At 56.0% G+C, this 24359-nt stretch carries 24 protein-coding genes; 12 read left to right on the top strand and 12 right to left on the bottom strand.

Features of this window, described 5'->3' with window-relative positions; translation table 11 throughout:
* Positions 1-17 precede the first annotated feature (17 nt).
* Genes DEU53_RS20965 through DEU53_RS20945 form a run of 5 tightly spaced genes read left to right on the top strand, consistent with a single transcriptional unit; the run spans position 18 to position 4251 of the window.
* Positions 18-1295, top strand: coding sequence for an acetyl-CoA carboxylase biotin carboxylase subunit family protein (locus DEU53_RS20965; protein ID WP_110868248.1), 1278 nt, complete (start codon positions 18-20; stop codon positions 1293-1295).
* Positions 1283-1990 carry a class II glutamine amidotransferase gene (locus DEU53_RS20960; protein ID WP_110868247.1) on the top strand — a complete coding sequence of 236 codons (708 nt, stop codon included), beginning with the start codon at positions 1283-1285 and terminating at the stop codon, positions 1988-1990. The genes DEU53_RS20965 and DEU53_RS20960 overlap by 13 nt, the downstream gene beginning before the upstream one ends.
* Before the next feature lie 5 nt (positions 1991-1995).
* Entirely contained in the window at positions 1996-2796 is an 801-nt protein-coding gene (locus DEU53_RS20955) for a hypothetical protein (protein WP_101763936.1), read from the top strand.
* Positions 2797-2823: 27 nt separating this feature from the next.
* Positions 2824-3324 carry a YbaK/EbsC family protein gene (locus tag DEU53_RS20950; protein ID WP_101763886.1) on the top strand — a complete coding sequence of 167 codons (501 nt, stop codon included), beginning with the start codon at positions 2824-2826 and terminating at the stop codon, positions 3322-3324.
* A 21-nt stretch (positions 3325-3345) separates the two neighbouring features.
* Entirely contained in the window at positions 3346-4251 is a 906-nt protein-coding gene (locus tag DEU53_RS20945) for an EamA family transporter (protein WP_110868246.1), read from the top strand.
* A gap of 46 nt (positions 4252-4297) precedes the next feature.
* Here DEU53_RS20945 and ibpA read toward each other — a convergent pair whose 3' ends face one another.
* A complete protein-coding gene (gene ibpA, locus DEU53_RS20940; RefSeq protein WP_101763888.1) occupies positions 4298-4711 on the bottom strand; it encodes a small heat shock chaperone IbpA in 414 nt (137 codons plus the stop codon).
* Between the two features lie 286 nt (positions 4712-4997).
* On the opposite strand from ibpA, the gene DEU53_RS20935 reads away from it, so the two are divergent.
* The gene (locus DEU53_RS20935) at positions 4998-5357 is read left to right on the top strand and encodes a YceK/YidQ family lipoprotein (RefSeq protein WP_304465975.1); all 360 of its coding nucleotides are present in this window, start codon (positions 4998-5000) and stop codon (positions 5355-5357) included.
* On the opposite strand, the gene DEU53_RS20930 is transcribed toward DEU53_RS20935, so the two are convergent.
* The 11 genes from DEU53_RS20930 to dnaA all read right to left on the bottom strand — a co-directional run bounded on the left by DEU53_RS20930 (position 5335) and on the right by dnaA (position 19088).
* Entirely contained in the window at positions 5335-6597 is a 1263-nt protein-coding gene (locus tag DEU53_RS20930; protein WP_110868244.1) for a DUF3748 domain-containing protein, read from the bottom strand. The genes DEU53_RS20935 and DEU53_RS20930 overlap by 23 nt on opposite strands.
* A gap of 145 nt (positions 6598-6742) precedes the next feature.
* Positions 6743-8038 (bottom strand): MFS transporter, encoded by a 1296-nt coding sequence (locus DEU53_RS20925; RefSeq protein WP_101763891.1) that lies wholly within the window; start codon positions 8036-8038, stop codon positions 6743-6745.
* A 306-nt stretch (positions 8039-8344) separates the two neighbouring features.
* Positions 8345-9493: a galactonate dehydratase gene (dgoD, locus tag DEU53_RS20920; protein ID WP_007893527.1), complete on the bottom strand. Its 1149-nt coding sequence runs from the start codon at positions 9491-9493 to the stop codon at positions 8345-8347.
* On the bottom strand, positions 9490-10107 hold the full coding sequence (locus DEU53_RS20915) for a 2-dehydro-3-deoxy-6-phosphogalactonate aldolase (RefSeq protein ID WP_061719996.1): 618 nt from the start codon (positions 10105-10107) through the stop codon (positions 9490-9492). Before DEU53_RS20915 ends, dgoD begins: the two co-directional genes overlap by 4 nt.
* The gene (locus tag DEU53_RS20910; RefSeq protein ID WP_110868243.1) at positions 10091-10969 is read right to left on the bottom strand and encodes a 2-dehydro-3-deoxygalactonokinase; all 879 of its coding nucleotides are present in this window, start codon (positions 10967-10969) and stop codon (positions 10091-10093) included. Before DEU53_RS20910 ends, DEU53_RS20915 begins: the two co-directional genes overlap by 17 nt.
* Positions 10966-11664, bottom strand: a complete 699-nt coding sequence (locus DEU53_RS20905; RefSeq protein ID WP_101763893.1) for a FadR/GntR family transcriptional regulator — start codon at positions 11662-11664, stop codon at positions 10966-10968. Before DEU53_RS20905 ends, DEU53_RS20910 begins: the two co-directional genes overlap by 4 nt.
* A 260-nt stretch (positions 11665-11924) precedes the next feature.
* Positions 11925-12734, bottom strand: a complete 810-nt coding sequence (gene yidA / locus DEU53_RS20900; protein ID WP_110868242.1) for a sugar-phosphatase — start codon at positions 12732-12734, stop codon at positions 11925-11927.
* 171 nt (positions 12735-12905) lie between these two features.
* The gene (gene gyrB / locus DEU53_RS20895) at positions 12906-15311 is read right to left on the bottom strand and encodes a DNA topoisomerase (ATP-hydrolyzing) subunit B (RefSeq protein WP_101763895.1); all 2406 of its coding nucleotides are present in this window, start codon (positions 15309-15311) and stop codon (positions 12906-12908) included.
* A gap of 17 nt (positions 15312-15328) precedes the next feature.
* The gene (recF, locus tag DEU53_RS20890; protein WP_101763896.1) at positions 15329-16414 is read right to left on the bottom strand and encodes a DNA replication/repair protein RecF; all 1086 of its coding nucleotides are present in this window, start codon (positions 16412-16414) and stop codon (positions 15329-15331) included.
* 167 nt (positions 16415-16581) lie between these two features.
* Entirely contained in the window at positions 16582-17682 is a 1101-nt protein-coding gene (gene dnaN / locus DEU53_RS20885) for a DNA polymerase III subunit beta (RefSeq protein WP_008105300.1), read from the bottom strand.
* 5 nt (positions 17683-17687) lie between these two features.
* Positions 17688-19088, bottom strand: coding sequence for a chromosomal replication initiator protein DnaA (dnaA, locus tag DEU53_RS20880; RefSeq protein WP_101763897.1), 1401 nt, complete (start codon positions 19086-19088; stop codon positions 17688-17690).
* A gap of 602 nt (positions 19089-19690) precedes the next feature.
* On the opposite strand from dnaA, the gene rpmH reads away from it, so the two are divergent.
* From rpmH to DEU53_RS20850, 6 genes are all read left to right on the top strand, one after another.
* The gene (gene rpmH / locus DEU53_RS20875; RefSeq protein WP_003849659.1) at positions 19691-19831 is read left to right on the top strand and encodes a 50S ribosomal protein L34; all 141 of its coding nucleotides are present in this window, start codon (positions 19691-19693) and stop codon (positions 19829-19831) included.
* A 14-nt stretch (positions 19832-19845) separates the two neighbouring features.
* Positions 19846-20205, top strand: a complete 360-nt coding sequence (gene rnpA, locus DEU53_RS20870) for a ribonuclease P protein component (protein ID WP_036648555.1) — start codon at positions 19846-19848, stop codon at positions 20203-20205.
* Positions 20169-20426, top strand: coding sequence for a membrane protein insertion efficiency factor YidD (gene yidD, locus DEU53_RS20865; protein WP_007893564.1), 258 nt, complete (start codon positions 20169-20171; stop codon positions 20424-20426). The genes rnpA and yidD overlap by 37 nt, the downstream gene beginning before the upstream one ends.
* A gap of 2 nt (positions 20427-20428) precedes the next feature.
* Positions 20429-22075: a membrane protein insertase YidC gene (yidC, locus tag DEU53_RS20860; protein WP_110868241.1), complete on the top strand. Its 1647-nt coding sequence runs from the start codon at positions 20429-20431 to the stop codon at positions 22073-22075.
* A 96-nt stretch (positions 22076-22171) separates the two neighbouring features.
* Positions 22172-23536, top strand: a complete 1365-nt coding sequence (gene mnmE / locus DEU53_RS20855) for a tRNA uridine-5-carboxymethylaminomethyl(34) synthesis GTPase MnmE (RefSeq protein ID WP_008105304.1) — start codon at positions 22172-22174, stop codon at positions 23534-23536.
* A 192-nt stretch (positions 23537-23728) separates the two neighbouring features.
* Positions 23729-24319: a malonic semialdehyde reductase gene (locus tag DEU53_RS20850; protein ID WP_101763899.1), complete on the top strand. Its 591-nt coding sequence runs from the start codon at positions 23729-23731 to the stop codon at positions 24317-24319.
* Positions 24320-24359 lie beyond the last annotated feature (40 nt).

The following is a 24359-nucleotide window of genomic DNA, read 5'->3' as shown; positions in this document are numbered from 1 at the left end:
CCCGGTAAGGCAACGCGATGAGAAAGATTTTCCTGCAGATTGGTGCCACCCGCGACGGACAAAATCCTTACTGCGCGGTGGCCAAACGCGACGGCTACTTTACCGTGCTGGCGGAGATGGGCGATTTCGTCGATTACCAATCGCTGAGCATCCCGTTGCCGTTCGATCTGATTGTGCGGCTCGATCGCCCGGAAAATCCGTGGGATGTACTGCAAGCCTGTTTGCATGCCGGGTTGATGGAGCATCCTCACGTGGTGCTGGCGGGCTTTGAAGCTTACAACGCCAGCGCCGGTCGCGTACGCGAACTGCTGGCGGGGCCCGACGCCGGTGCCAGCTTTATTCCGCCGGATAAGTACGCGCAGCGTATGGCGTTGCGCAAAGCCTGGCAGCGCTTTCCGCAGCCGGAGTTTCGCTTTTTTGCCTCGCCGCTCAGCATTCGGGATGCGCGAGACGCGTTGCTCTATCCCTGCGTGATCAAGCCGGTTGACGGCGGCGGCGGTCTTGGCGTCTGGCTGGTGAAACAGGCCAGCCAGCTTGATGCGGTGATCGGCAAGCTGGTCGACACCATGAATTACGGCGGGCGCGGCTTCAGCGGTTTTATCGTCGAGAGCTGGCTGGCGGGCGATGAGTATTCGCTGCAAGGCGTGGTGGCGGACGGCCATGCGGTGGCGCTGACCTGCAGCCAAAAGGTGATCGAACACCATAGCGATGCCGACGGCTGCGTCAGTTTTTACGAATCCGGCCATGTGGCGGTCGCCGCGCAGCAACTGCCCGCCAGCTTTAGCAGCCTGATGAGCTTCTGCTGTGAAACCTTCGGCTATCGTCAGGGCGCATTTCACATCGATTTCATTTTGGTCAACGGCGAACCGCATTTCCTCGAAATGGGCTTCCGCCTTTCCGGCATGGGCGTGGTGAATCTGGTGCAGGAAGTCACCGGCATCAACTGGGCGGAAGTGGCGTTCCACATCGAAGCCGGTCACGGCATGCCGCCGCTGCATTTTCCGGCGCAGCCGCAGGCGGTGGGCCGCGTGCGTTTGCGTCAGCGCCTGCAGTATGACGCGGCTGAGCGCTGGATCGCACAGCATCAGCGCGGTCAGCTGTTGCCGCCGCTCAATCTGCCCGCGCTGGCAGTTTCGCCACGCTCTTCGCTGTATGCCGATTTAACCCGCCACGCCGGCATTCTCGCCACCTTGCGTCTCGCAGCCACCAGCCGCGACGACATTCTGGCGGTGTTCCATCAGATCCTTGAGGCCTCATCGCTCACCATTCGGAGAGATTTACTATGTGCAGAATGATTGTGGCGCACGGCCAATTCGATGCCGCCGCAGTGCTGGACGCCGCGCGTGCCATGAGCTGCGGCGAAACCGCCACGCACGAAGGTCCGATTAAACAGCATCCCAACGGTTGGGGCTGTTTATGGCTGGAGCAAGGGCACATTCGCACGCTGCACGGCACCGGCACGTTCGCCGATGCGCTGCCGACCATTGATGTTGATCGCCTGCGCGGCCGCTTTCTGGCGGTACATGTGCGCCACGCCACGCTGAGCAAAAATCACGGTATCGAATTTTCCCATCCGCTGTGGCGCACCAGCGGCGACACGCAGTGGTACATGATGCATAACGGTTTTTTGCCCACCGTTTATCAGCAATTGGGCATGGCGGAGTCGCGTTTCGATTCCGCCGAGTATCTCGAATATATGGTGGATCGCGCCACGCCCGCCGATTTCACCCGCGATTATCTGCGCGACAAGATGGCGCAGGTCGCGCCGGGCGGCAGTTCGGCCAACGCCATTTTTGTCACCCGCGATAAAGCCTGGGCGTGGCAATGGCATCCCGACGACACGCCCTATCCCAACTATTTCACGCTGCACCGCTTACAGAAAAACGACACCACTTTCATCTCTTCTGAACCTATTTCAGCACTGGGCACGGCGTCTGAATGGCGTCGTATGAACAACCATGAACTTCATGAATTTCCAATTGGGGAGTGATCAACATGGCGATTTTCAATCAGATCCGCGTTATTCATCCAAACATGTTTGTGGAGAGCACCTGGCTGGATGACATCGTGACGGCGCGCGTGCCGCTGCTGGTGTTACGTAACTTCCTCAAGCCGGACGTGCGCGCAGCGGTGGTGGAGGATTTGCAGCAGTGCCGCGAACAGGTGCGGGTATCGCACTATCCAAACGGCGCGCTGACCACGCTCGGCCCTTATCTGGCGAAGCACACCGCCGCGCCGGAAAACTACTTCACCGAGCTGCGCGATATTCAGGCGGCGCTGCCGTCGTCGCTGCACTGCCTGCGCGATCAGATCTACAACTGGGTGCAGCACGCGCTGCGCCTGGAAAGCCTGCAAACCGCTAATGAGCCCGAGCTGGGCGATTACGCCGGTTCGATTGTGCGCTTCCACGCTGACGGCGTCGCCAATCCCCTGCATAACGACAACATCGTGCGCGATGCCGCCGGCAGCGGATTGGCGGTGACCCGCATCTTGCACCAGCTGAGTTGCGTGGTTTGTTTGCAAGAGTGCAACGCCGGCGGCGCGCTGCGCATCTTCAACAAGAAGTGGCAGCCGGTGGATGAATGGTACAAAACGCCGGGCGAACTGGGTTATCAAACCGGCGTCATCGAACACAGCGAGGTGTGCGAGTTCTCACCGCGCAGTGGCGATATCTATCTGTTTAATCCAGCGTTTTATCACGAAATTGATCGCGTGGAAGGCGACACGCGCATCACCATGGGCTTCTTCTTTGGCCTGACCGACAAAAAAATGAAACACGCCATCGCCTGGAGTTAACGCCAGGTTTTCGACGAGGAGACGAACATGAATACCTATGAAAAAGTAGCGGCCCTGCTGGATCATCATCAGGCGCGTTATCGCGTGGTGGAGCATGAAGCCATCGGCCAGACCGACCTGATTAGCGAGATTCGCGGTAACGATCTCAATCAGGCGGCCAAAGCGATGGTGCTGGAAGTGACGATGCCGGATGGCGCGGATGCGCGCTATCTGCTGGCGATTGTGCCGGGCGACTGCAAGATCAACTTCAAGAGCGCCGCGCGTGCCATTGGCGGCAAGAAGTCGAGCTTTGCGGCGCCAGAGAAAGCGCAGGAGTTAACCCAGTGCGTAATGGGCGCGGTGCCGCCGTTTAGTTTTGATGACCGGCTAGCGCTGCGCGTCGATGTGCGCCTGCGCGATGTCGGCACGCTGTGGTTTAACGCCGGGGCACTGGATCGCTCCGTGGCTTTACAGGTGGATGATTTCTTTAAGGTTGTCGGTGATGAATGTTGTGCCGAGATCGCAACACCGGTGACGGCAACCGCCTGATCGCGGCAGTAAGGACTGTGTATGTCAGTGAAAGATATGTTGTTAGCCCTGCTGGTTGTGGTGGCGTGGGGCGTGAATTTTGTGGTGATTAAGCTGGGCCTGCAGGATATGCCGCCTTTTTTACTGGCGGGATTGCGATTTAGCCTGGTGGCGTTTCCGGCGATCTTGTTTGTGAAGCGTCCGGCGATTCCGCTGCGCTGGCTAATCGTCTACGGCATGACCATCAGCTTCGGCCAGTTCGCCTTTCTGTTCCTCGCGATCAAGCTGGGCATGCCGGCAGGATTGGCGTCGCTGGTGTTACAGGCGCAGGCCTTTTTCACGCTGCTGTTGGGGGCGCTGTTCCTGGCGGAGAAGTTACGCTGGAATCATATCGTCGGTATTTTGGTGGCGACGCTCGGCATGTTTATGCTGGCAACCGCAGGCATGGCAGGCCAAACCACAGCGGGCATTACGCTCACTACCATGATGCTGACGCTGGCTGCGGCGCTGTCGTGGGGCCTCGGCAATATCACCAACAAAATCATTTTGCGTAACCGCAAAGTGCCGGTGATGTCGCTGGTGGTGTGGAGTGCGCTGGTGCCGATCGTGCCGTTCTTTGCCTGCTCATGGCTGTTCGATGGCGAAGCGGCGATTATCACCAGCCTGCTGCACATTTCACTGCAAACGGTGTTGGCGCTGATCTATCTCGCCTTTATCGCCACCATTGTCGGCTACGCGATATGGGGTAATTTGCTGAGCCGCTATGAAACCTGGCGCGTGGCACCGCTGTCGCTGCTGGTGCCGGTGGTGGGGATTCTCAGTGCGGCGCTGATTCTCGGTGAAACCTTGTCGATTCAGCAGATGATCGGCGTTTCAGTGATCATCCTCGGCCTGCTGGTGAATGTGTTTGGCGGCATGGTCAGTCAGCGATTATTGGTGCGCACCTAAACAAAAACGCCGCTTTTCAGCGGCGTTTTTTTAACTCACATCCTGATTACAGAATTTCGATACGACGCGGTTTCGCCTCTTCCGGGACAATGCGAATCAGATCGATGCTCAGCAGACCATTTTCCAGACGCGCATCGCGCACCGTGATGTGATCGGCCAGCTGGAATTTTCGCTCGAAGTTGCGCTCGGCGATACCCTGATACAGGTATTTACGCTCCGGCTGCTCTTCAGGATGTGCGCCGCGCACCACCAGCACGTTGTCATGCGAGGTGATATCTAACTCGCTCTGGGCAAAGCCCGCCACGGCAATGGTGATACGGTAGAAATTCTCATCCACCAGCTCAACGTTATACGGAGGATAGCCACCATTGGCCTGGTTTTGGTTGGACTCAAGCAGGTTAAACAGGCGATCGAAACCAATGGCAGAGCGATAAAGTGGGGTGAGATCAAAGTTACGCATAATAAGACTCCTGATATTCAGCAAGTTTAGGCAACCTTCCACCATGGACAGGTTGTGCAGTCCGTTGCTGTCCCTTCCGGCAACAGCAACAAGACCGTTCCTTAAAAGTGGGTGCAGCCTGGTCGCTTTCAAGGGCTGATGCGTATTTTTTTACAGCAAATCTGACGATATGACATACACTCAGGGGACCAATCGCCTGAGATCCAAGACGCAGCCACAGAGCTTTGCTTAACGTCAGGTGACACACTCCAGCCAGGGCCATGCCATGACTGAAGGGATGATGATGATGAATATGATGAAACGCTTTCCACTCACAGCTGTGCTGGTTTGCAGTACCTTTGTTACTTCAGGTTGCTCCAGCGTTATGTCTCACACTGGCGCCAGTCAGGGCTACTATCCCGGCACGCGCGCCAGCGCAGAGATGATCACTGACGATAACACCAGCTGGGCGATCAAGCCGCTGGCGCTGATCGATCTCCCGTTCTCAGCGGTGATGGACACCTTGCTGCTGCCATGGGATTACTTCCGTTCTGACGACGATAAAAGTAAGGATTCGATTCACGAGCGCGTGATGCAGAGCGAAAAAATGGCCGGCACGCAAGCCAGCCTGGCGACCGCCGCGTCTATGCCCGCGCAGCCGCACTGACGCAAAACAGCTGCCGCCAGCCGTCCACTTCCCGCATATAAGCGATCTTTTCTCCATCCGGCGACCAGACCACTGCATCACCGGATGGCGCGTGATCGCTACACGGCGTTAAGCGCGTACAGGCTCCCGTCGCCATTTCACAGCGCATCACACTGTTATCACAGATAAAGCATATCGCGCCGCCTTGTGGATGCCAGCTAAAGGCCGACTGAATGCTGCTCGCCAGCTGCGTCACCTGGCGTGGCTGGCCGCCATTCGGTGAAACCGTCCACAGCTGAATCACGCCCTGTTCGTCCGCCAGCAAAAAGGCGATGGCGCTGCCATCCGCGGAGGCGCGCAGCCAGTGGCGCGGTTGCAGTGCCAGGCCATGGGTGTACGTGATGCGTCGCTGCTGCACGCCAGCTGGCGGCGCAGGCAATTTATCCGCCGTGCCCTGTAAGGGCGAAGCACCCACTTTGGCGTAATCGGCTAACGCGGCGGGCAGATCCACCACAAACACTTCCGGCACTTTGTCGCCGTTGGCGGCGCGCGTATCGCCGATAAAGGCGATAGCCCAGCGCTGCCAGCTGCCATCCGCTTTCTGATAGCCTTGATTCCCGATCCAGCACTCTTCATAGGCGCGGTCAATCTGGTCGCTGCCCGGCTGAGGATCGCGCTGCGTCTGGCTGACCAGCACGCAATAATGGCTGCCCTCATATTCACGCGGATGCTGTTTAGGCGGACACACCGGATGCAGCGGCACGGCCACGCCGACGTTACGCAGGTCGTCGCCAGCATCCTTTTCATGCATCACATGATCGTTATAGGTAAAGCTCAGGCGCGAACCATCCGGGCTGAAGACGTGGACATGCGAGCCACCGCGCAGCGCGCCAGGCGTGTAAGGCGCGGTGATATCGCAGGCATCGAGGTTCTCGGCGATGCCTTGCTGCACGATCACGCCGCGTCGGTGATGAAAATCGTAGCGCCAGTGCGCATCCGGATGTTCCGGACCATGAATGCAAACGTAACGCGGCGGCAGATCCGAACTGACGGTGACCACGCCAACGTGCGCGCCATCGCGAGCCTGATACAACACTTCAACGGCACCGCTCGCCACGTTGACGCGCTCGATAGTCAGGCCGGTAAAAGAGGCACCGGAAGGTCGCACATCAAATGCCAGCCACTGGCTGTCGCCGGTCCAGACGTTGATGTTGGTAAGTTGATGATGACGCGCGGCAAAGGTGATTTGTTTTTCTGACATGTGGCAACCTTCCATCTAACAGTTGCCGGATAAATTACGTGATTCTGCAGTGAGAAGCAGCAATTTCGCCGCGGTTGATTGCGCAAGGAACGGCGCCGCTACGGATTGTGCCCGTATTTGTAGCGGCGCTATTCATCGCGCGAATTTATTCACCTACGCGTTTTACATCACCGACCAGCAGGATGTAGGACAGCGCGCCAATCAGCGCCACCGCCGAGATATACACCAGCGCCGGTGCAAAGCCGTAGTCCTGCGCCAGATAACCCACCACCAGCGGCACGGTGATGCCACCCAGGCCGCCAACAAAGTTGAACATGCCGCCGGTCAAACCAATCAGGCGCACCGGTGCCAGCGAGGAGACCAGCGACCAGGTAATTGAGGCGAAACCGTTGCCGAAGAAGGCGATCGCCATCAGCGTCATAATCCATATTGGATCGTTGGTGTAGTTCGCGCCCATGATGCAGGTGGAGATCAGCAGACCGCAGATGATCGGCGTTTTGCGCGCAAAGCCCAGCGAACGGCCACTGCGCACCAGACGATCGGCGACGATACCCGAGAGAATCACGCCAACGAATGCCGCGAGGAAGGGCACGGTGGTCATGAAGCCCGCGGTGAGCGCCGCGATGTGTTTTTCCTGCGTCAGATAGTTCGGGAACCAGGTCAGGAAGAACCACAGCGTGGATGTGACGGCGAACTGGCCAAGATAGACGCCGCACAGCTTGCGGTGGAACACCAGTTTCCAGTCGGCGGCGGTAAGTTTGGTGCGGGCTTTCTTTTCGCTCGGCGCATCACCATCCACCATCGCGCCACCTTCACGGATGTAATCCAGCTCGGCTTTATTGATGCCTTTGCTTTGGCTGGGTGCCTGATAGAACTTAATCCAGATGAACGACCAGATGATGCCGATGCCGCCGGTAATAATAAATACCCAATGCCAGCTCAGCAGTTCCTGAATCCAGATCAGCAAGGGCGTGAGGAACGCCAGACCAACAAACTGACCGGACGTGTAGAAGCCGACGGCGGAAGCGCGCTCCTGCTCCGGGAACCAGCTGGTCACCAGCCGGTTATTGGTCGGGAAAGCCGGCGCTTCAAATATGCCGGTAATCGCACGCAGACCAATTAATGATAATAAGCCGGTGGCAAAACCCTGCAATAACGTCGCAACCGACCAGCCAAAGATGGCAATAAAATAGGTTAAGCGTGAACCCACGCGATCAAGGAACCAGCCGCCGGGAATCTGGCATAACGTATATAACCAGGCAAAGGCCGAAAATACATAACCCATTTGCGCTTTAGTAATACCGAACTCTTCCTGAATATGCGCGGAAGCGACGGCTAAATTAGCGCGATCGACATAACAAATGACCACCGTAATAAATATCATCAGCAGCGTGATATAACGACGGCGCGTCGGTTTGGCGTGAACAGCAGAGAGATCCATGGTGTTTCTCCGTAATCGGTTTTGCCGTTTGGGCACGACAGAGCACGCCCCGGCAAATGTAGGGTAGCGATATCAAAGGTAAAACCGCGTCAGCGGTAAATAAGCTGTGCCGGGAAACAGGCTGAACGCAGCCCTATGCCTTATTTCACCGGCATATAATTATCGAGATTTAATAAAATTTAATACCCTAAAGAATTCGAGTTGCAGAAAGGCGGCAAGCGAATGAATCCCCCGGAGCTTACACTAGTAAGTGACTGGAAGAATGAGCGCAGCCAACGCATCTGCAGCTTGAATTATGACGGGTATTTACCATTCAGCGACTGAACCGTCCGGGAATCGCCATAGTGGATTACGCCAGTCGGGGGCATTTTTACTGCGCTCGATCACCAGCTCTTCGTTAATTTCCACGCCGAGGCCCGGTTTATTTAACGGATAGAAATGACCATCATCCATTTTAAAATCGTCTTTATTGATCACGTAATCGAGCAGTTCGGCGCCCTGATTATAGTGAATCCCCATGCTTTGCTCCTGGAACACCGCATTGCGTGACACGAAGTCAACGTGCAGGCACGCAGCCAGCGCAATTGGGCCGAGCGGACAGTGAGGCGCCAGCGCCACATCGTAAGATTCGGCCATCGCGGCAATTTTGTAGCACTCGGTGATACCGCCCGCGTGTGACAGATCCGGTTGCAGAATCGCCAGTCCACCCGCTTCCAGCACGCGTTTGAACTCGAAGCGCGAGAACATGCGTTCGCCAGCGGCGATCGGAATATGAGTCTGCGCCGCCAGACGCGGATAATATTCCGCCTGCTCCGCCAGCACCGGCTCTTCGATAAACAGCGGGCGATACGGCTCCAGCTCTTTGATCAGCACTTTTGCCATTGGCGCGCTGACGCGGCCGTGGAAATCGAGGCCAAATTCAATCTCTTTACCGAAGGCTTCACGAATTTGCGCTACGGTATTCACCGCGTCATCGACTTTGCGCGCGTTATCGATAATGCCCATCTCTTCGCAGCCGTTGAGTTTGAAGGTATCAAAACCGATGGTGCGCAGTTTCTTAATGCCGTCAATCACGTCGGCCGGACGATCGCCGCCCACCCAGCTGTAAGCTTTAATGCTGTCACGCACTAATCCGCCAAGCAGTTGATAAACCGGCACGCCGAGCGCTTTGCCTTTGATATCCCACAACGCCTGATCGATACCGGCGATGGCGCTCATCAGGATCGGGCCGCCGCGATAGAAGCCGCCGCGATACATCACCTGCCATAAGTCGTTGATGCGTGCTGGATCCTGACCAATCAGGTATTCCGACAGCTCATGCACCGCCGCTTCCACGCTGCGCGCGCGGCCTTCAATCACCGGTTCGCCCCAGCCAACGATGCCTTCGTCAGTTTCGATTTTCAGGAACATCCAGCGCGGCGGCAGGCGATAAGTGGTCAGTTTGGTAATTTTCATCGTACAGCGTCCTTATATGCAGCAATAAATGCGCGAGCTTGTTCCACAGTGCGTGACAGCGGTTGACCGGCGCGATAGAGATCGCTGCCTAAGCCCGCGCCAATGCAGCCTGCGGCCATAAATTCATGCAGGTTTTCCGGCGTCACGCCGCCCACGGCAAACACCGGCACCTCTGGCGGCAGCACCGCTTTCAGCGCTTTGATGTAGCCCGGACCAAAGGCTGACGATGGGAAAATTTTCAGCGCCTGCGCACCGGCCTGTAAGGCGGTGAACGCTTCCGTCGCGGTAGCGCAACCGGCGGCAACGATCATCCCTTTGGCGACCGCCTGGCGGATCACCGCAGCATCGGTATTCGGCGTGACGACCAATTTGCTGTTCAGCGTCGCCAGCTCATCAACCTGCGCCGGATTCAGCACCGTACCGGCGCCAATCAGCGCTTTATCGCCGAAGGTTTTCACCATCGCGCCGATGCTTTTCGCCCACTCCGGTGAATTGAGCGGGATTTCAATCGCATCGAAACCCGCTTCAATCAGCGCGCCAACGTGCGCTTCGGCTTCATCCGGCGTGATGCCGCGCAGAATGGCGATCAGCGGGACTTTAGTTTGCCAGGACATTCGCAATACTCCTTATTCCGTTCTGGAAAGCACGATCGCCTTCCAGCGTGACTGAATCCATGCCGATAAACTGCAGCGCCTGCTGATAACGTTGCGCCAGCGCGCTACCGGCAATAATGGTGATCGGTTGGCTTGCGGCGTCGGCCTGTTGCGTCATCAGCGCCACTTCGTGACCAATCAGCAAGCCTGAAAGAAAGTCGCTGATATGGCGGCGATCGCGCGCGCCGAGTACGTGTGAAGCACGCACTTCAAACAGGCGCGCCAGAATCGAGGCATCGTTGCTGCCGACTTGCACACCTGCGCGGAAAGCCGCCGCGTTCTCTTGCTGTTCGGGTAAACCTGCGCCAACCAGCGACTGTTTGAGCAGCAGATGATGCAGTTCGCCGGTCATCACGGTGCGGAAATCCAGCACGCGATCCTGTTCCATCTGCACCCATTTGGCGTGCGTGCCTGGCATCACATAGAGCGGCGCAGGCTGCAGTTCCAGCGCGCCAAGCAGCTGCGTCTCTTCACCGCGCATCACGTTGTAGTTGTCGGCACCTTCGACGCTCAATCCCGGCACGATCCACGCTTTATCCTCGACGCGCGTCAGGCGGCTAGCGATGTCACCCAGCGGCACTGGACAGGAGAGATAGGGCACCGACCGCCAGCCGGCATTGCTGCCTACCATGCCCGCCATCACCACCGGCACGTCATTGACTGGCCAACCTGCGGTGACGCTGGCAAACACTTCGGCGGGTGTGCGATCGCCCAGGCGCGTGACGCCGGCTTCCGAACGACGCTCATCGATGCAAACGCCGGCTTGGTAATGCCAGGCGCGCAGGTTGGTTGAGCCCCAATCAATCGCGATATAGCTGGTCACATAATCTCCTTGAGTCGCGCCGTTGAGCTGGCAATCATCGCTTTCGCCGCCTGCTCGGCAGCATCGCCATCCTGATGACGAATGGCATCAAACAGCGCTTTATGTTCGGCAAGCGTACGCGGCATGTTGCCTTCGTCCGCCATGTAAGTTTGCGCGAACACCGCTTTTTGCAGCTGGCTGATCGCCACGTTGAGCTGCTGCAGCACCGGATTGTGTACCGAATTCAGCACCGCTTCGTGATAGCGGATATCCGCTTCATTAAAGGCATCACGATTGAGATGGTTGGCCACCATGTCGTTGTACGCCAGTTCAATCGCAGCCAGATCGCTTGAGGTGGCGCGCTCGGCAGACCAGCGTGCAATCTGCGGCTCGACCAGCACACGCACTTCGTTCATGGCGGCAATCAGACGCGGGTCCTGATCGTGCGCCAGCGCCCACTGCAAGACGTCGCTATCCAGATAGTTCCAGTGATTGCGCGGCGTGACGAACGCGCCGCGATAGCGTTTCATCTCCATCAAGCGTTTCGCCATCAGCGAGCGAAACACTTCGCGGATGATATTGCGCGAGGTGCCGAAGCGTTCACACAGCTCAGCTTCCGCGGGTAACGCCGCGCCCGGCACAAACTTGCCGGCCACAATCTCTTCACCCAGCGTCAGGATGATGCGCTCTGTTTTGCTTAGTTGTTCTTGCGTCATGATGTTCCATTCAGTGAAAGGCAGGTACGCATCAGATTACTGCTTTCGCCTGGCGAAGCCTAACGGCCGCCCTGACCTGCGTTGTCGATTGTAGTACCATTAATCCAAGTTGTACTACAATGTGGATCACAAAATAGACAAGTCATGTGTCATAACGCGATAAGGTCGCCATAAATGGCGACCTTATGAAGGCTTGGTGAGATTTGAAGTGTCGCCATGGATGGCGACCTAAAAACAGCGTGACGAGGAATAACGAGGGTTTACAGCACCAGCTCTTCAATGGCGTGCGCTACGCCGTGTTCCATGTTGGTTTTGGTGATGAATTGCGCGATTTTCTTCACGGAATCAATCGCATTGCCCATTGCTACGCCGGTTCCTGCATACTCAATCATCGCCAGATCGTTTTCCTGATCGCCAATCGCCATCACCTCTTCACGCGCCAGGCCGAGCTTCTCAGCCAGCATTTTCACGCCTTGCCCTTTATTCACGCGGGCATCGAGGATTTCGAGATAATAAGGTGCGCTTTTGAGGATGGTGTAGTTGTCACGCGCCTGCTGCGGCAAGCGCTGAATGGCAGAATCCAGCAGATCGGGCTTATCGATCATCATCAGCTTAGGGAAACGCGTGGCGCGATCCATCTCTTCCACAGAACGATAGCGCACCGGAATGCCGGTCAGACTCGCTTCGTGGATGGTGAACTCACTGATGTCTTTGTTCGGCGTATAGAGGAAAGATTTATCGAAGGCCTGGAAGTGGACGCCAAGATCGCGCGCCAGCTGTTCGATATACAGATAGTCGTCGAAACCCAAGGTGATTTCCGCGACGCACTCGCCATCATTAGCGCGATGCACCAGCGCACCGTTATAGCTGATGCAATATTGGCCTTCATCAACCAGATTCAGCTCCATCAGATAGCGCTGAATACCGACAAACGGCCGGCCGGTGGTGAGCACCACCATCACACCTTTTTTATGCGCGCGTTCAATGGCCGATTTAACGGCAGGCGTGATCTCGTGCTGCGGATTGAGCAGCGTGCCGTCCATATCGATTGCAACCAGTTTTATAGCCATAACGTCCTCATTGAGTCAGGGTTTTGATCAATGCTAGCGCGATTCAGCTCACATTGACCAGTTTCGCGCCCCATTCAGATTTTTTACCGCAGCGGGCTTTGCGCGTTTTGCCGGGCGGAAAACAAAAAAACCCTTCCACCAGGGAAGGGTTTTTACGTGTTGCCGTGTCGATCAGATATCGATGTTGGCGGCTTTCAGCGCATTCTCTTCGATGAAGGCGCGGCGCGGTTCTACCGCATCGCCCATCAAGGTGGTGAACAGCTGATCGGCAGCAATCGCATCCTTGATGGTCACGCGCAACATGCGGCGGCTATCGGGATCCATGGTGGTTTCCCACAGCTGCTCTGGGTTCATCTCACCCAAACCTTTATAACGCTGTACTGACAGACCGCGACGGGACTCTTTCACCAGCCACTCAATCGCCTGCTCGAAGCTGGTGACCGGCTGACGACGTTCGCCACGTTCGATATAGGCATCTTCTTCGATCAGGCCACGCAGCTGCTCGCCCAGCGCACAGATTTTGCGGTATTCCGGTCCATCGATGAATTCGCTATCCAGCGGATAATCGGTATCAACGCCGTGCGTACGCACACGCAGCACCGGTTCAAACTTCTGCTCATGGTTGGCGCGGACATGGGCCAGATAGCTGCTGCCGTGCGCTTCACGCTCAGTCAGATACGCCACTAAACCGTCGATCCAGCCTTTTACAGCGGCTTCATCGCTGAGGTCGCTTAAGGTCGGATGGTAGATCAGGCCGCGCAGCAGAGCCGTAGGGAAACGGCGCTCCATACGTTTGATCATGCGCTGCGTGCCGTTGAAATCCGCCACCAGCGTTTCCAGCGGCTGGCCGCCTAACGCCGGTGCGCTGGCGTTGGTGTGCAGCGTTGCGCCATCGAGGGCGATGGAAATCTGATACTGATCCATCGCTTCGTCGTCTTTAATATACTGTTCTTGCTTGCCTTTCTTCACTTTGTACAGCGGCGGCTGCGCAATATAGACGTGACCACGTTCGACGATTTCTGGCATCTGACGGTAGAAGAAGGTCAACAGCAGCGTACGAATGTGCGAGCCGTCGACGTCCGCATCGGTCATGATGATGATGCTGTGATAACGCAGTTTGTCCGGATTGTATTCATCACGGCCGATACCACAGCCCAGCGCGGTGATCAGCGTGGCAACTTCCTGCGAAGCGAGCATCTTGTCGAAACGCGCTTTCTCCACGTTCAGGATTTTACCCTTCAGCGGCAGAATCGCCTGATTCTTACGGTTACGACCCTGTTTGGCTGATCCGCCTGCAGAGTCACCCTCCACCAGGTAGATTTCAGACAGCGCCGGATCGCGCTCCTGACAGTCGGCCAGTTTGCCCGGCAGACCGGCCAAATCCAGCGCGCCTTTGCGGCGCGTCATTTCACGAGCTCGACGGGCAGCTTCACGCGCACGCGCTGCATCGATAATTTTGCCGACCACGATTTTCGCGTCAGACGGATTTTCCAACAAGTATTCCGCCAGCAGTTCGTTCATCTGCTGCTCAACCGCCGATTTCACCTCTGAAGAGACCAGCTTATCTTTGGTCTGAGAAGAGAATTTCGGATCCGGCACTTTCACGGAAACCACTGCAATCAGGCCTTCACGCGCATCATCACCGGTCGCACTGACTTTGGCTTTTTTGCTGTAGCCTTCTTTATCCATGTAGGCATTCAGCGTACGCGTCATTGCCGCACGGAAGCCCGCCAGGTGCGTACCGCCGTCGCGCTGTGGAATGTTGTTGGTGAAGCAGTAGATGTTTTCCTGGAAACCATCGTTCCACTGCAGCGCCACTTCCACGCCAATGCCATCTTTCTCCGTCGAGAAGTAGAACACCGTTGGGTGAATCGGGGTTTTATTCTTGTTGAGATACTCTACGAACGCCTTGATGCCGCCTTCGTAGTGGAAGTGATCGTTCTTGCCGTCGCGTTTGTCTTCCAGACGAATCGAAACGCCAGAGTTCAGGAACGACAGTTCACGCAGGCGTTTCGCCAGGATTTCGTACTCAAACTCAATCACGTTGGTGAAGGTTTCGTAGCTCGGCCAGAAACGCACGCGGGTACCGGTTGCATCGGTATCACCGGACACCGCCAGCGGTGCCTGCGGCACACCGTGCTGATAAACCTGCTGATGCACTTTGCCTTCACGGCGAATGGTCAGCTCCAGCTTCTGTGACAGGGCATTTACGACTGAAACGCCAACGCCATGCAGACCACCGGAAACTTTATATGAGTTATCATCAAATTTACCGCCTGCGTGCAGGACGGTCATGATCACTTCAGCAGCAGAGACGCCCTCTTCCGGGTGAATGCCGGTAGGAATACCACGACCATCATCTTGCACCGAGACAGAGTTATCTGCATGAATAGTAACGGTAATATCACTACAGTGACCGGCGAGCGCTTCGTCGATTGCGTTATCCACGACTTCGAATACCATGTGATGCAGACCGGTGCCGTCATCCGTATCGCCGATGTACATACCCGGGCGTTTGCGTACCGCATCAAGCCCTTTCAGGACTTTGATACTTGAGGAGTCATAAGAATTCGACATCAACGTTTCTCGCTCATTTAATCTTCAGGTTGAACCACTATTTTACCCTGTTCCACGCGGAACATCTTGCCCTTTTCATCACTCATGTCGATTACATGCTCGACACCAATGGCGCTGACAAATACTTGAGCCTGCGTGGCTTTTAGGCGTTCAGCTAACAGCCGACGACGGGTGTCATCCAGCTCTGAGGCAAAGTCATCAATCAAATACAAACAGCGTTGTCCGCTGCTGCGCGTCAGGTATTCGCCCTGCGCTAAGCGCAGCGCGCACATCAGCAGTTTTAACTGGCCGCGTGAGAGTAAATCTTCCACCGGCGTGCCCTCAGCACGGATGCGAAAATCGGCTTTATGCGGGCCGCTGGCGGTATACGTGAGCGCGCGGTCGCGCTCGAAATTGCGTTCCAGCAGTTCGGCGTAGTCGCTCTCTTTATCCCAGCCGCGCTGGAAAGAGAACGTCAACGCAAACTCCGGTAAAAACTGACCGCAGGTGGCGATGATCTCGCGGGAAATCGCCGCGCTGTATTCGGCGCGCCAGGCGCTGATCTGTTCGGCCAGCGGCACCAGTTCCTGATCCCACGGACGAATCTGGCTGTAGCGCGAAACCTGACGCAGCGCCGCATTGCGCTGTTTCAGCAGGCGACGCAAATTGCTCCAGGCATGGAAAAAACCAGGCGAGGCGTGAAAGCAGCCCCAATCGATGTAGGCTCGACGGTATTTTGGACCGCCATTGAGCAGGGTAAAACCTTCCGGCGTAATCAGTTGCATCGGCAGCAGCTGCGCCAACTCGGCGACTTTGTGACCATCGCTGCCATCAATACGCACTTTGCTGTCGCCAGCGCGATTCTTGGTCAGACCGACCGACATTTCACGTTCGCTGCCTTCAATGCGGCCGTGCAGCACAAAGGCGTCCTGATCGTGACGAATCACACGGCCCGCTTGCAAACTGCGAAATGCGCGACCGTGCCCCAGCGTGTAAATCGCCTCCAGCACGCTGGTTTTACCGCTGCCGTTGGCACCGACAAGGAAATTAAATCCCGGCGCCAAAGCCAGATCGGCCTGCTCGATATTGCGAAAATCTTTAATCAGGAGGCGGGTTAAAGCCATAACGAATCCAGCGAGAAGGGGATTTTACCTAACATTTGAGATCCAGGCCGTCGGCGGCGCAGCCAGTCTGGTTACGGCCAGCGCGCAGAACTTGGGAGCATACTGAAGTATGTGACCAAGGGCGAGCACTGCCCGGGACCAGAATGGCAAGTAAGCCAGGCCGATATTTATAAACGCATTGGCATCACGACGTAGGCTGCAGCCGGACTGGCCACATCCTCAATCTGCACGCTCGATACGCCATCGGTCAGCAGCAAACGCACGTTCTCGCACTTGAGCGCATTCAACACATCCAGCACGTAACTGACGTTGAAGCCAATCTCCAGATCGGTGCCGTTGTAAGAGACATCCAGCATCTCTTCCGCTTCTTCCTGCTCTGGGTTATTCGCCGTGATCTTGAGCTGATTTTCGGTGATGTAGATGCGAACACCGCGGAATTTCTCATTCGAGAGAATCGCCGCACGCGCAAACGCCTGCTTCAAAATATCACAGCCGGCTTCCAGCGCTTTGTCGGGATTCTTCGGCAATACGCGGCGATAATCCGGGAAACGGCCATCAACCAGCTTCGACGTAAAGATAAAGTCGCCAACGTGTGCGCGGATGTTGCTGCTGCCGATTTGCACCTGCAGCGGCGTTTCGCCACCGTCGAGCAAACGCATCAACTCAATCACCCCTTTACGCGGCACGATCACCGAATGGTTTGGCAGCGCCTGACCAATCGGCATGGAGCACACTGCAAGGCGGTGACCATCGGTGGCGACGGTACGCAACTCTTCGCCTTCGGTTTCGAACAGCATACCGTTGAGGTAATAACGCACATCCTGATGCGCCATTGAGAACTGCGTGGCTTCAATCAGGCGTTTTAGCGTCGCCTGCGGCAAGGTGAATTCCACCTCGCTCTGCCAGTCATCCAGATTCGGAAAGTCGCTGGCGGGCAGCGTTGACAGCGAGAAACGGCTGCGGCCAGAACGCACCAGCATTCTGTCGCCTTCCAGCGTCAGGCTGATTTCAGCGCCTTCCGGCAAACCGCGGCAAATATCGAGGAATTTACGCGCAGGAACCGTGGTGGCGCCCGGCTCGTGTGGCTGCGTCAGCGCAACACGGGCTACCATTTCCATTTCCAGATCGGTACCGGTCAAGCGCAGCGAGCCTTCGCTTACTTGCAGCAGTAAATTTCCGAGGATTGGCAGCGTCGGGCGTCCGCCAAGTGGGCCGCTAACCTGTTGCAGTGGCTTCAGTAACTGCTCACGTTCTACAATAAATTTCATATGCGTCAGGAAGATAGTGTTCGAATGAGGTTAGAGAAATCTTCTTTAATGTCGTGGCTCTCTTCACGCAGCTGCTCGATTTTACGGCAAGCGTGAAGCACGGTGGTATGGTCGCGACCACCAAACGCATCGCCAATCTCCGGCAAGCTGTGATTGGTGAGCTCTTTCGCCATCGCCATCGCCATCTGGCGCGGACGCGCTACCGAACGCGAACGGCGTTTCGACAGCAAATCCGCCACTTTAATTTTGTAATACTCGGCCACCGTTTTCTGAATATTATCGATGGTGACCAGCTTTTCCTGCAGCGCCAGCAGATCGCGCAGCGCTTCGCGCACGAAATCGATGGTAATCGCGCGACCGGTAAAGTTCGCGTTGGCAATCACGCGGTTCAGCGCGCCTTCCAGCTCGCGGACATTAGAACGCAAACGCTTAGCAATAAAGAAGGCGACTTCACCCGGCAGGCGAATATCGTTTTCATCGGCTTTCTTCATCAGGATCGCGACACGCGTTTCCAGTTCAGGCGGCTCGATCGCCACCGTTAATCCCCAACCAAAACGTGATTTCAGGCGATCTTCTACGCCGTTGATCTCTTTTGGATAGCGATCCGAGGTCAGGATGATCTGTTGATTGCCTTCCAGCAGCGCGTTGAAGGTATGGAAGAACTCTTCCTGCGAGCGCTCTTTATTAGCAAAGAATTGAATGTCATCGATCAGCAGCGCATCAACCGAGCGGTAGTAACGCTTAAACTCTTCAATGGCGTTGTTCTGCAAGGCTTTAACCATGTCCTGCACAAAACGCTCAGAGTGCATGTACACCACTTTGGCATTGGGCTTGCGCGCAATAATGCCGTTACCCACCGCGTGCAACAGGTGAGTTTTACCCAGGCCGGTGCCGCCATAAAGGAACAGTGGGTTATAAGCGCCGCCAGGATTATCCGCCACCTGACGTGCCGCCGCGCGCGCCAGCTGGTTCGATTTACCTTCAACGAAGTTGTCGAAGTTATGACGGTTATTCACATTGGAGCGGTAAGTCACATCGGCCGGTGCGGGAACAGAATCCCAACTTGGACGCAAAATTTGCGCGGGTGCCGGACGATTTTCGATCGGCGCGGGCGCATTGTAACTGGCCATCGCCGGTTGGTTAGTAGTGACCTGTGCTGCAGGGCGCGTACCGACTTCGAAACGCAGTAACGGCACATTTGCACCGCAGAATTCATTCAGCAGCCCATTGATACTATTGAGATATTTATCTCTAACCCAGTCGAGTACAAACCGATTTGGTGCATACAAGGTCAGCGTATTGTCGTTTAATTCAGCTTGCAGCGGACGAATCCACATGCTGAATTCGGTGGCAGGAAGCTCATCCTGCAAACGGGCAAGACACTGTTGCCAAAGCGTAAGTGACACGGCGGACTCCACTCGTACAAAATCGATAAGAATTTTAGGCGCTAATAAATAGAAACGTAATTTTTAGACACAGACGGTTGGAAAGCGCCTGCGACCGCTATTCGCGGTAGTCTTCCCCGGCGATCGCAGCGAGGATCGTCAGCGGAAGGGCGGATCATAACGTAAAGCTGCACAGAGATCTTCCCTTTCTACACAGTTTTGATCCAATTTATCCACAGGCTACTGAAGCGATAATGAGTTTACGCTTTCTGCGAAAAAAGCCAGCGTTAATGTGGCTGAAAGCGTTAATTTTTCTGGCAAGCTCTCGTTTCCGCGCAGCAAATCTGCAAACTGATCGCAAGAAGATCCTGCGCGATCCTTGCGCTTTAACCCACAGCCCGTATAATTCCCCACCCGGCATTATTGCGTGAAGCCTTGATGCCCGGAATCAGCGGGCTGTATCTGGGTTTCCAGGTGCCGCGACCAGCGAAGTGAATTGACTCTGGACTGTACAATTATTACAATCCCGCCTCTTTATTAAAGACACATTGAGGCGTTGGTCGATTTACTGGCCCGAAAACGCGTCACCCAGTGAAAATTTTCAAGTTTAGGTAGAAATCGCCATGAAACGCACTTTTCAACCGTCCGTACTGAAGCGCAACCGTTCACACGGTTTCCGTGCTCGTATGGCAACAAAAAATGGTCGTCAGGTTCTGGCACGTCGTCGTGCTAAAGGCCGTTCTCGTCTGACCGTTTCTAAGTAATAAAGCTAACCCTCGTGGTTAAGCTCGCATTTCCCAGGGAGTTACGTTTGTTAACTCCCACTCATTTCACTTTCGTCTTCCAGCAGCCACAACGAGCCGGTACGCCGCAAATCACCATACTCGGCCGACTTAACGCGCTGGGGCATCCCCGCATCGGTCTCACCGTCGCAAAAAAACATGTAAAACGCGCCCATGAACGCAACCGGATCAAGCGATTGACCCGCGAAAGCTTTCGTCTGCGTCAACATGAGCTCCCTGCAATGGATTTTGTGATCGTGGCTAAAAAAGGGATTGCTGACCTGGATAACCGTGCGCTGACGGAAGCGTTGGAGAAACTATGGCGTCGTCACTGTCGCCTGGCTCGCGGCTCCTGATTGCCCTGATACGCGTTTATCAACGCGCCATCAGCCCACTGCTGGGACCTCATTGCCGGTTCCATCCCACCTGTTCGCAGTATGGGATTGAGGCCTTGCGCCGCTTTGGCGTTGTAAAAGGCAGTTGGTTGACGATAAAACGCGTATTAAAATGCCACCCTTTGAACCCGGGTGGTGACGATCCTGTGCCGCCAAAAACCTTTGATACCAGAGAACATTAACGATGGATTCGCAACGCAATCTCTTTCTCATCGCTTTTCTGTTCGTGTCTTTTATGATCTGGCAAGCCTGGCAGACGGACCACGCTCCGCAGCCACAGCAAACCCAGACCACGCAAAACACAAACAGCGCAGCGGGTGATGCCGCCACTTCCGGCGTGCCGGCTAGCGGACAGGGCAAAACGATCACCGTTAAGACAGATGTCCTGTCACTCAACATCAATACGCGTGGTGGCGATATTGAGCAGGCTCAGCTGCTGACTTACCCGGACAAACTGGGTTCAGATGCACCGTTCCAGCTGCTTGAAACTACACCGGCCTTCGTTTATCAGGCGCAGAGTGGCTTAACTGGCCGCAACGGCCCGGATAACCCGAACAATGGCGCACGTCCGCTGTATACCACTTCGCAAGATAGCTTCGTGATGGCAGATGGCCAGAGCGAACTGCGCGTACCGTTGAGCTGGACCGGTGAAAACGGCGTGGTTTACACCAAGACTTTCGTCTTCAAGCGCGGTGAGTATGCGGTAAACGTTGACTACAACATCAACAACACCACTCAGCAGCCGCTGGAAGTGTCGATGTTTGGTCAGTTGAAGCAGACCATCGAGGTGCCTAAGCACCGCGATACCGGCAGCAACAACTTTGCTCTGCACACCTTCCGTGGCGCAGCGTACTCAACCAGCGATGCGAAATACGAAAAATATAAATTCGACACCATCGCGGATAACGAGAACCTGAACACCACCACCAGCAATGGTTGGGTGGCGATGCTGCAGCAGTACTTTGCTACCGCCTGGGTGCCGCGCACGCAGGGTAATAACACGCTGTACACCACTAACCTCGGCAATGGCGTAGCGGCAATTGGCTACAAATCTGCTCCTGTGACCGTTGGCGCAGGCGCACAGCAAGATCTCGGCGCAACGCTGTGGGTAGGCCCGGAAATTCAGGACCAGATGGCAGCCATCGCGCCTCACCTGGATCTGACCGTAGATTACGGCTGGTTGTGGTTCATCTCGCAGCCGCTGTTTAAGCTGCTGAAGTTCATCCACAGCTTTATCGGTAACTGGGGCTTCTCCATTATCGTTATCACCTTCATCGTGCGTGGCATCATGTACCCGCTGACCAAAGCGCAGTACACCTCGATGGCGAAGATGCGTATGCTGCAGCCAAAGATTCAGGCGATGCGTGAACGTCTGGGCGATGATAAGCAGAAACAGAGCCAGGAAATGATGGCGCTGTATAAGGCGGAGAAAGTGAACCCGCTGGGCGGCTGTCTGCCACTGGTTATCCAGATGCCAATCTTCCTGGCCTTGTACTACATGCTGTCAGGCTCGGTTGAACTGCGTCATGCGCCGTTTATTCTATGGATTCATGACCTGTCAGCGCAGGATCCGTATTACATTCTGCCGATCATCATGGGTATCACCATGTTCTTCATTCAGAAGATGTCACCGACCACCGTGACCGATCCGATGCAGCAGAAGATCATGACCTACATGCCGGTGATCTTTACCGTGTTCTTCCTGTGGTTCCCATCAGGTCTGGTGCTGTACTACATCGTCAGCAACCTGGTGACCATTCTCCAGCAGCAGCTGATTTATCGCGGCCTGGAAAAACGTGGTCTGCATAGCCGCGACAAGAAGAAAGCATAACGCCTGACTGCAACCAGCAGCAGCGTATAATCAAAGGGCGACATTTATGTCGCCCTATTTTTATTTATTAATACCCTAAAAGTTTAAGGTGGAATCATGAGCCACAGCGACACTATCGTTGCCCAGGCGACGCCTCCCGGCCGTGGCGGCGTTGGCATTCTGCGTATCTCCGGCGCCAAAGCCGCTGAGGTAGCGCAAGCCGTGCTCGGCAAGCTGCCAAAGCCGCGCTATGCCGACTATCTGCCCTTTACCGACGCCGATGGCAGCGTGCTGGATCAGGGCATTGCGCTGTGGTTTCCTGGCCCGAACTCCTTCACTGGTGAAGATGTGCTGGAGCTGCAAGGCCACGGCGGCCCGGTGATTCTCGACCTGCTGCTCAAGCGCATCGTGGCGCTGCCCGGCTTACGCATTGCGCAACCAGGTGAATTCTCCGAACGCGCCTTCCTTAACGACAAGCTCGATTTGGCGCAAGCCGAAGCGATTGCCGATCTGATCGATGCCAGCTCAGAGCAAGCCGCCCGCTCGGCGGTAAACTCGCTGCAGGGCGCGTTTTCCCTGCGCATCAACGCACTTGTGGAAGCACTTACTCACCTGCGCATCTATGTGGAAGCGGCCATCGACTTCCCGGATGAGGAGATCGATTTCCTTTCCGACGGCAAAATTGAAGCACAGCTCAATGTGGTGATCGGCGACCTCGACGGCGTGCGTGCCGAAGCGCGTCAGGGCAGCCTGCTACGTGAAGGGATGAAAGTGGTGATTGCCGGTCGTCCCAATGCCGGAAAATCGAGCCTGCTGAATGCCTTAGCCGGACGCGAAGCGGCGATTGTGACTGATATCGCTGGCACCACGCGCGACGTCCTGCGCGAGCATATCCATATCGACGGCATGCCGCTGCACATCATCGATACTGCCGGTTTACGTGAAGCCAGCGACGAGGTCGAGCGCATTGGTATTGAACGCGCGTGGCAGGAGATCGAGCAGGCCGACCGCGTGCTGTTTATGGTCGATGGCACCACCACCGACGCGACTGAAGCCGCCGCCATCTGGCCAGATTTTGTTGCCCGTTTGCCGGAAGCGCTGCCAATTACCGTGGTGCGTAACAAAGCGGATATGACCGGCGAAGTGCTGGGTCTCACTGAAGTGAACGGTCACTCACTGATTCGTCTCTCGGCGCGCACCGGTGAAGGTGTGGAAGCGCTGCGCGATCACCTGAAACAGAGCATGGGATTTGCCGGCAATATGGAAGGCGGATTTCTCGCACGCCGCCGCCATCTGCAAGCACTGGAGTTAGCCGCAACGCACTTGCAGCAGGGCAAGCATCAGCTGTTAGGCGCGTGGGCCGGCGAATTACTGGCAGAAGAGTTACGGTTAGCGCAGCAGGCGCTGAGCGAAATCACCGGTGAATTCACCTCCGACGATTTGCTGGGCAGAATTTTCTCCAGTTTCTGTATTGGTAAGTAATGGCCTGCGGCGTTCTCATGTCGGGTGCGCATTCACGCGCATCTGGCGCCCGGTAGACATGCGTCTTTGTTATTTGGCTCTCCCACGCCTTTGCAGTATAACGATCATTGCCCGGCGAACAGGTCCTGCTGGGTACATTCATTATTCATGCTAAATATTGGGCGCAAGTTGCTGCCTGAACAGGAGAGAAACATGAGTACATCGCTCGACAGCGTGGCGCTGAACACGCTGTTCATTGAAGCCCGCACCCACAGCTATTGGCAGGACAAACCGGTTTCTCGGGAGGTGCTGGAGCAGCTCTATCACCTGACCGCGCTGGGCCCAACCTCGGCTAACTGCTCGCCGGGCCGTTTTGTGTTTGTGACCTCGCAGGAAGGCAAAGAGAAGCTGAAACCCGCGCTCTCCTCCGGCAACGTCGACAAAACCATGTCCGCTCCGGTAACGGTGATCGTGGCGTGGGATCCTGAGTTCTACGAAGCGCTGCCGAAGCTGTTCCCGCATGGTGATGCGCGCAGCTGGTTTACCAGCAGCCCGGATCTGGCGAAAGAGACCGCGTTCCGTAACAGCAGCTTGCAGGCAGGTTATTTGATTCTGGCCGCGCGTTCGCTGGGCCTGGATGCCGGCCCGATGTCCGGTTTCGATCCGTCAAAAGTGAACGACGCCTTCTTTAGCGAGAGCAAATGGCAGGTGAACTTACTGATCAATCTCGGCTATGGCGAAGCCAGCAAACTGCACGCGCGTCTGCCGCGTCTCGGCTTTGATGAAGCCAGCACCTTTGCCTGATTGAGAAAAGGCGTCGGGCTTAGCCCACGACGCCCGTTTC

It is taken from the genome of Pantoea sp. AG1095 (assembly GCF_003208415.1).
GTDB classification, from domain to species: domain Bacteria; phylum Pseudomonadota; class Gammaproteobacteria; order Enterobacterales; family Enterobacteriaceae; genus Pantoea; species Pantoea leporis.
Note: the sequence above shows the minus strand (reverse complement) of the source record. Positions and strands in the feature narration are given on the sequence as shown.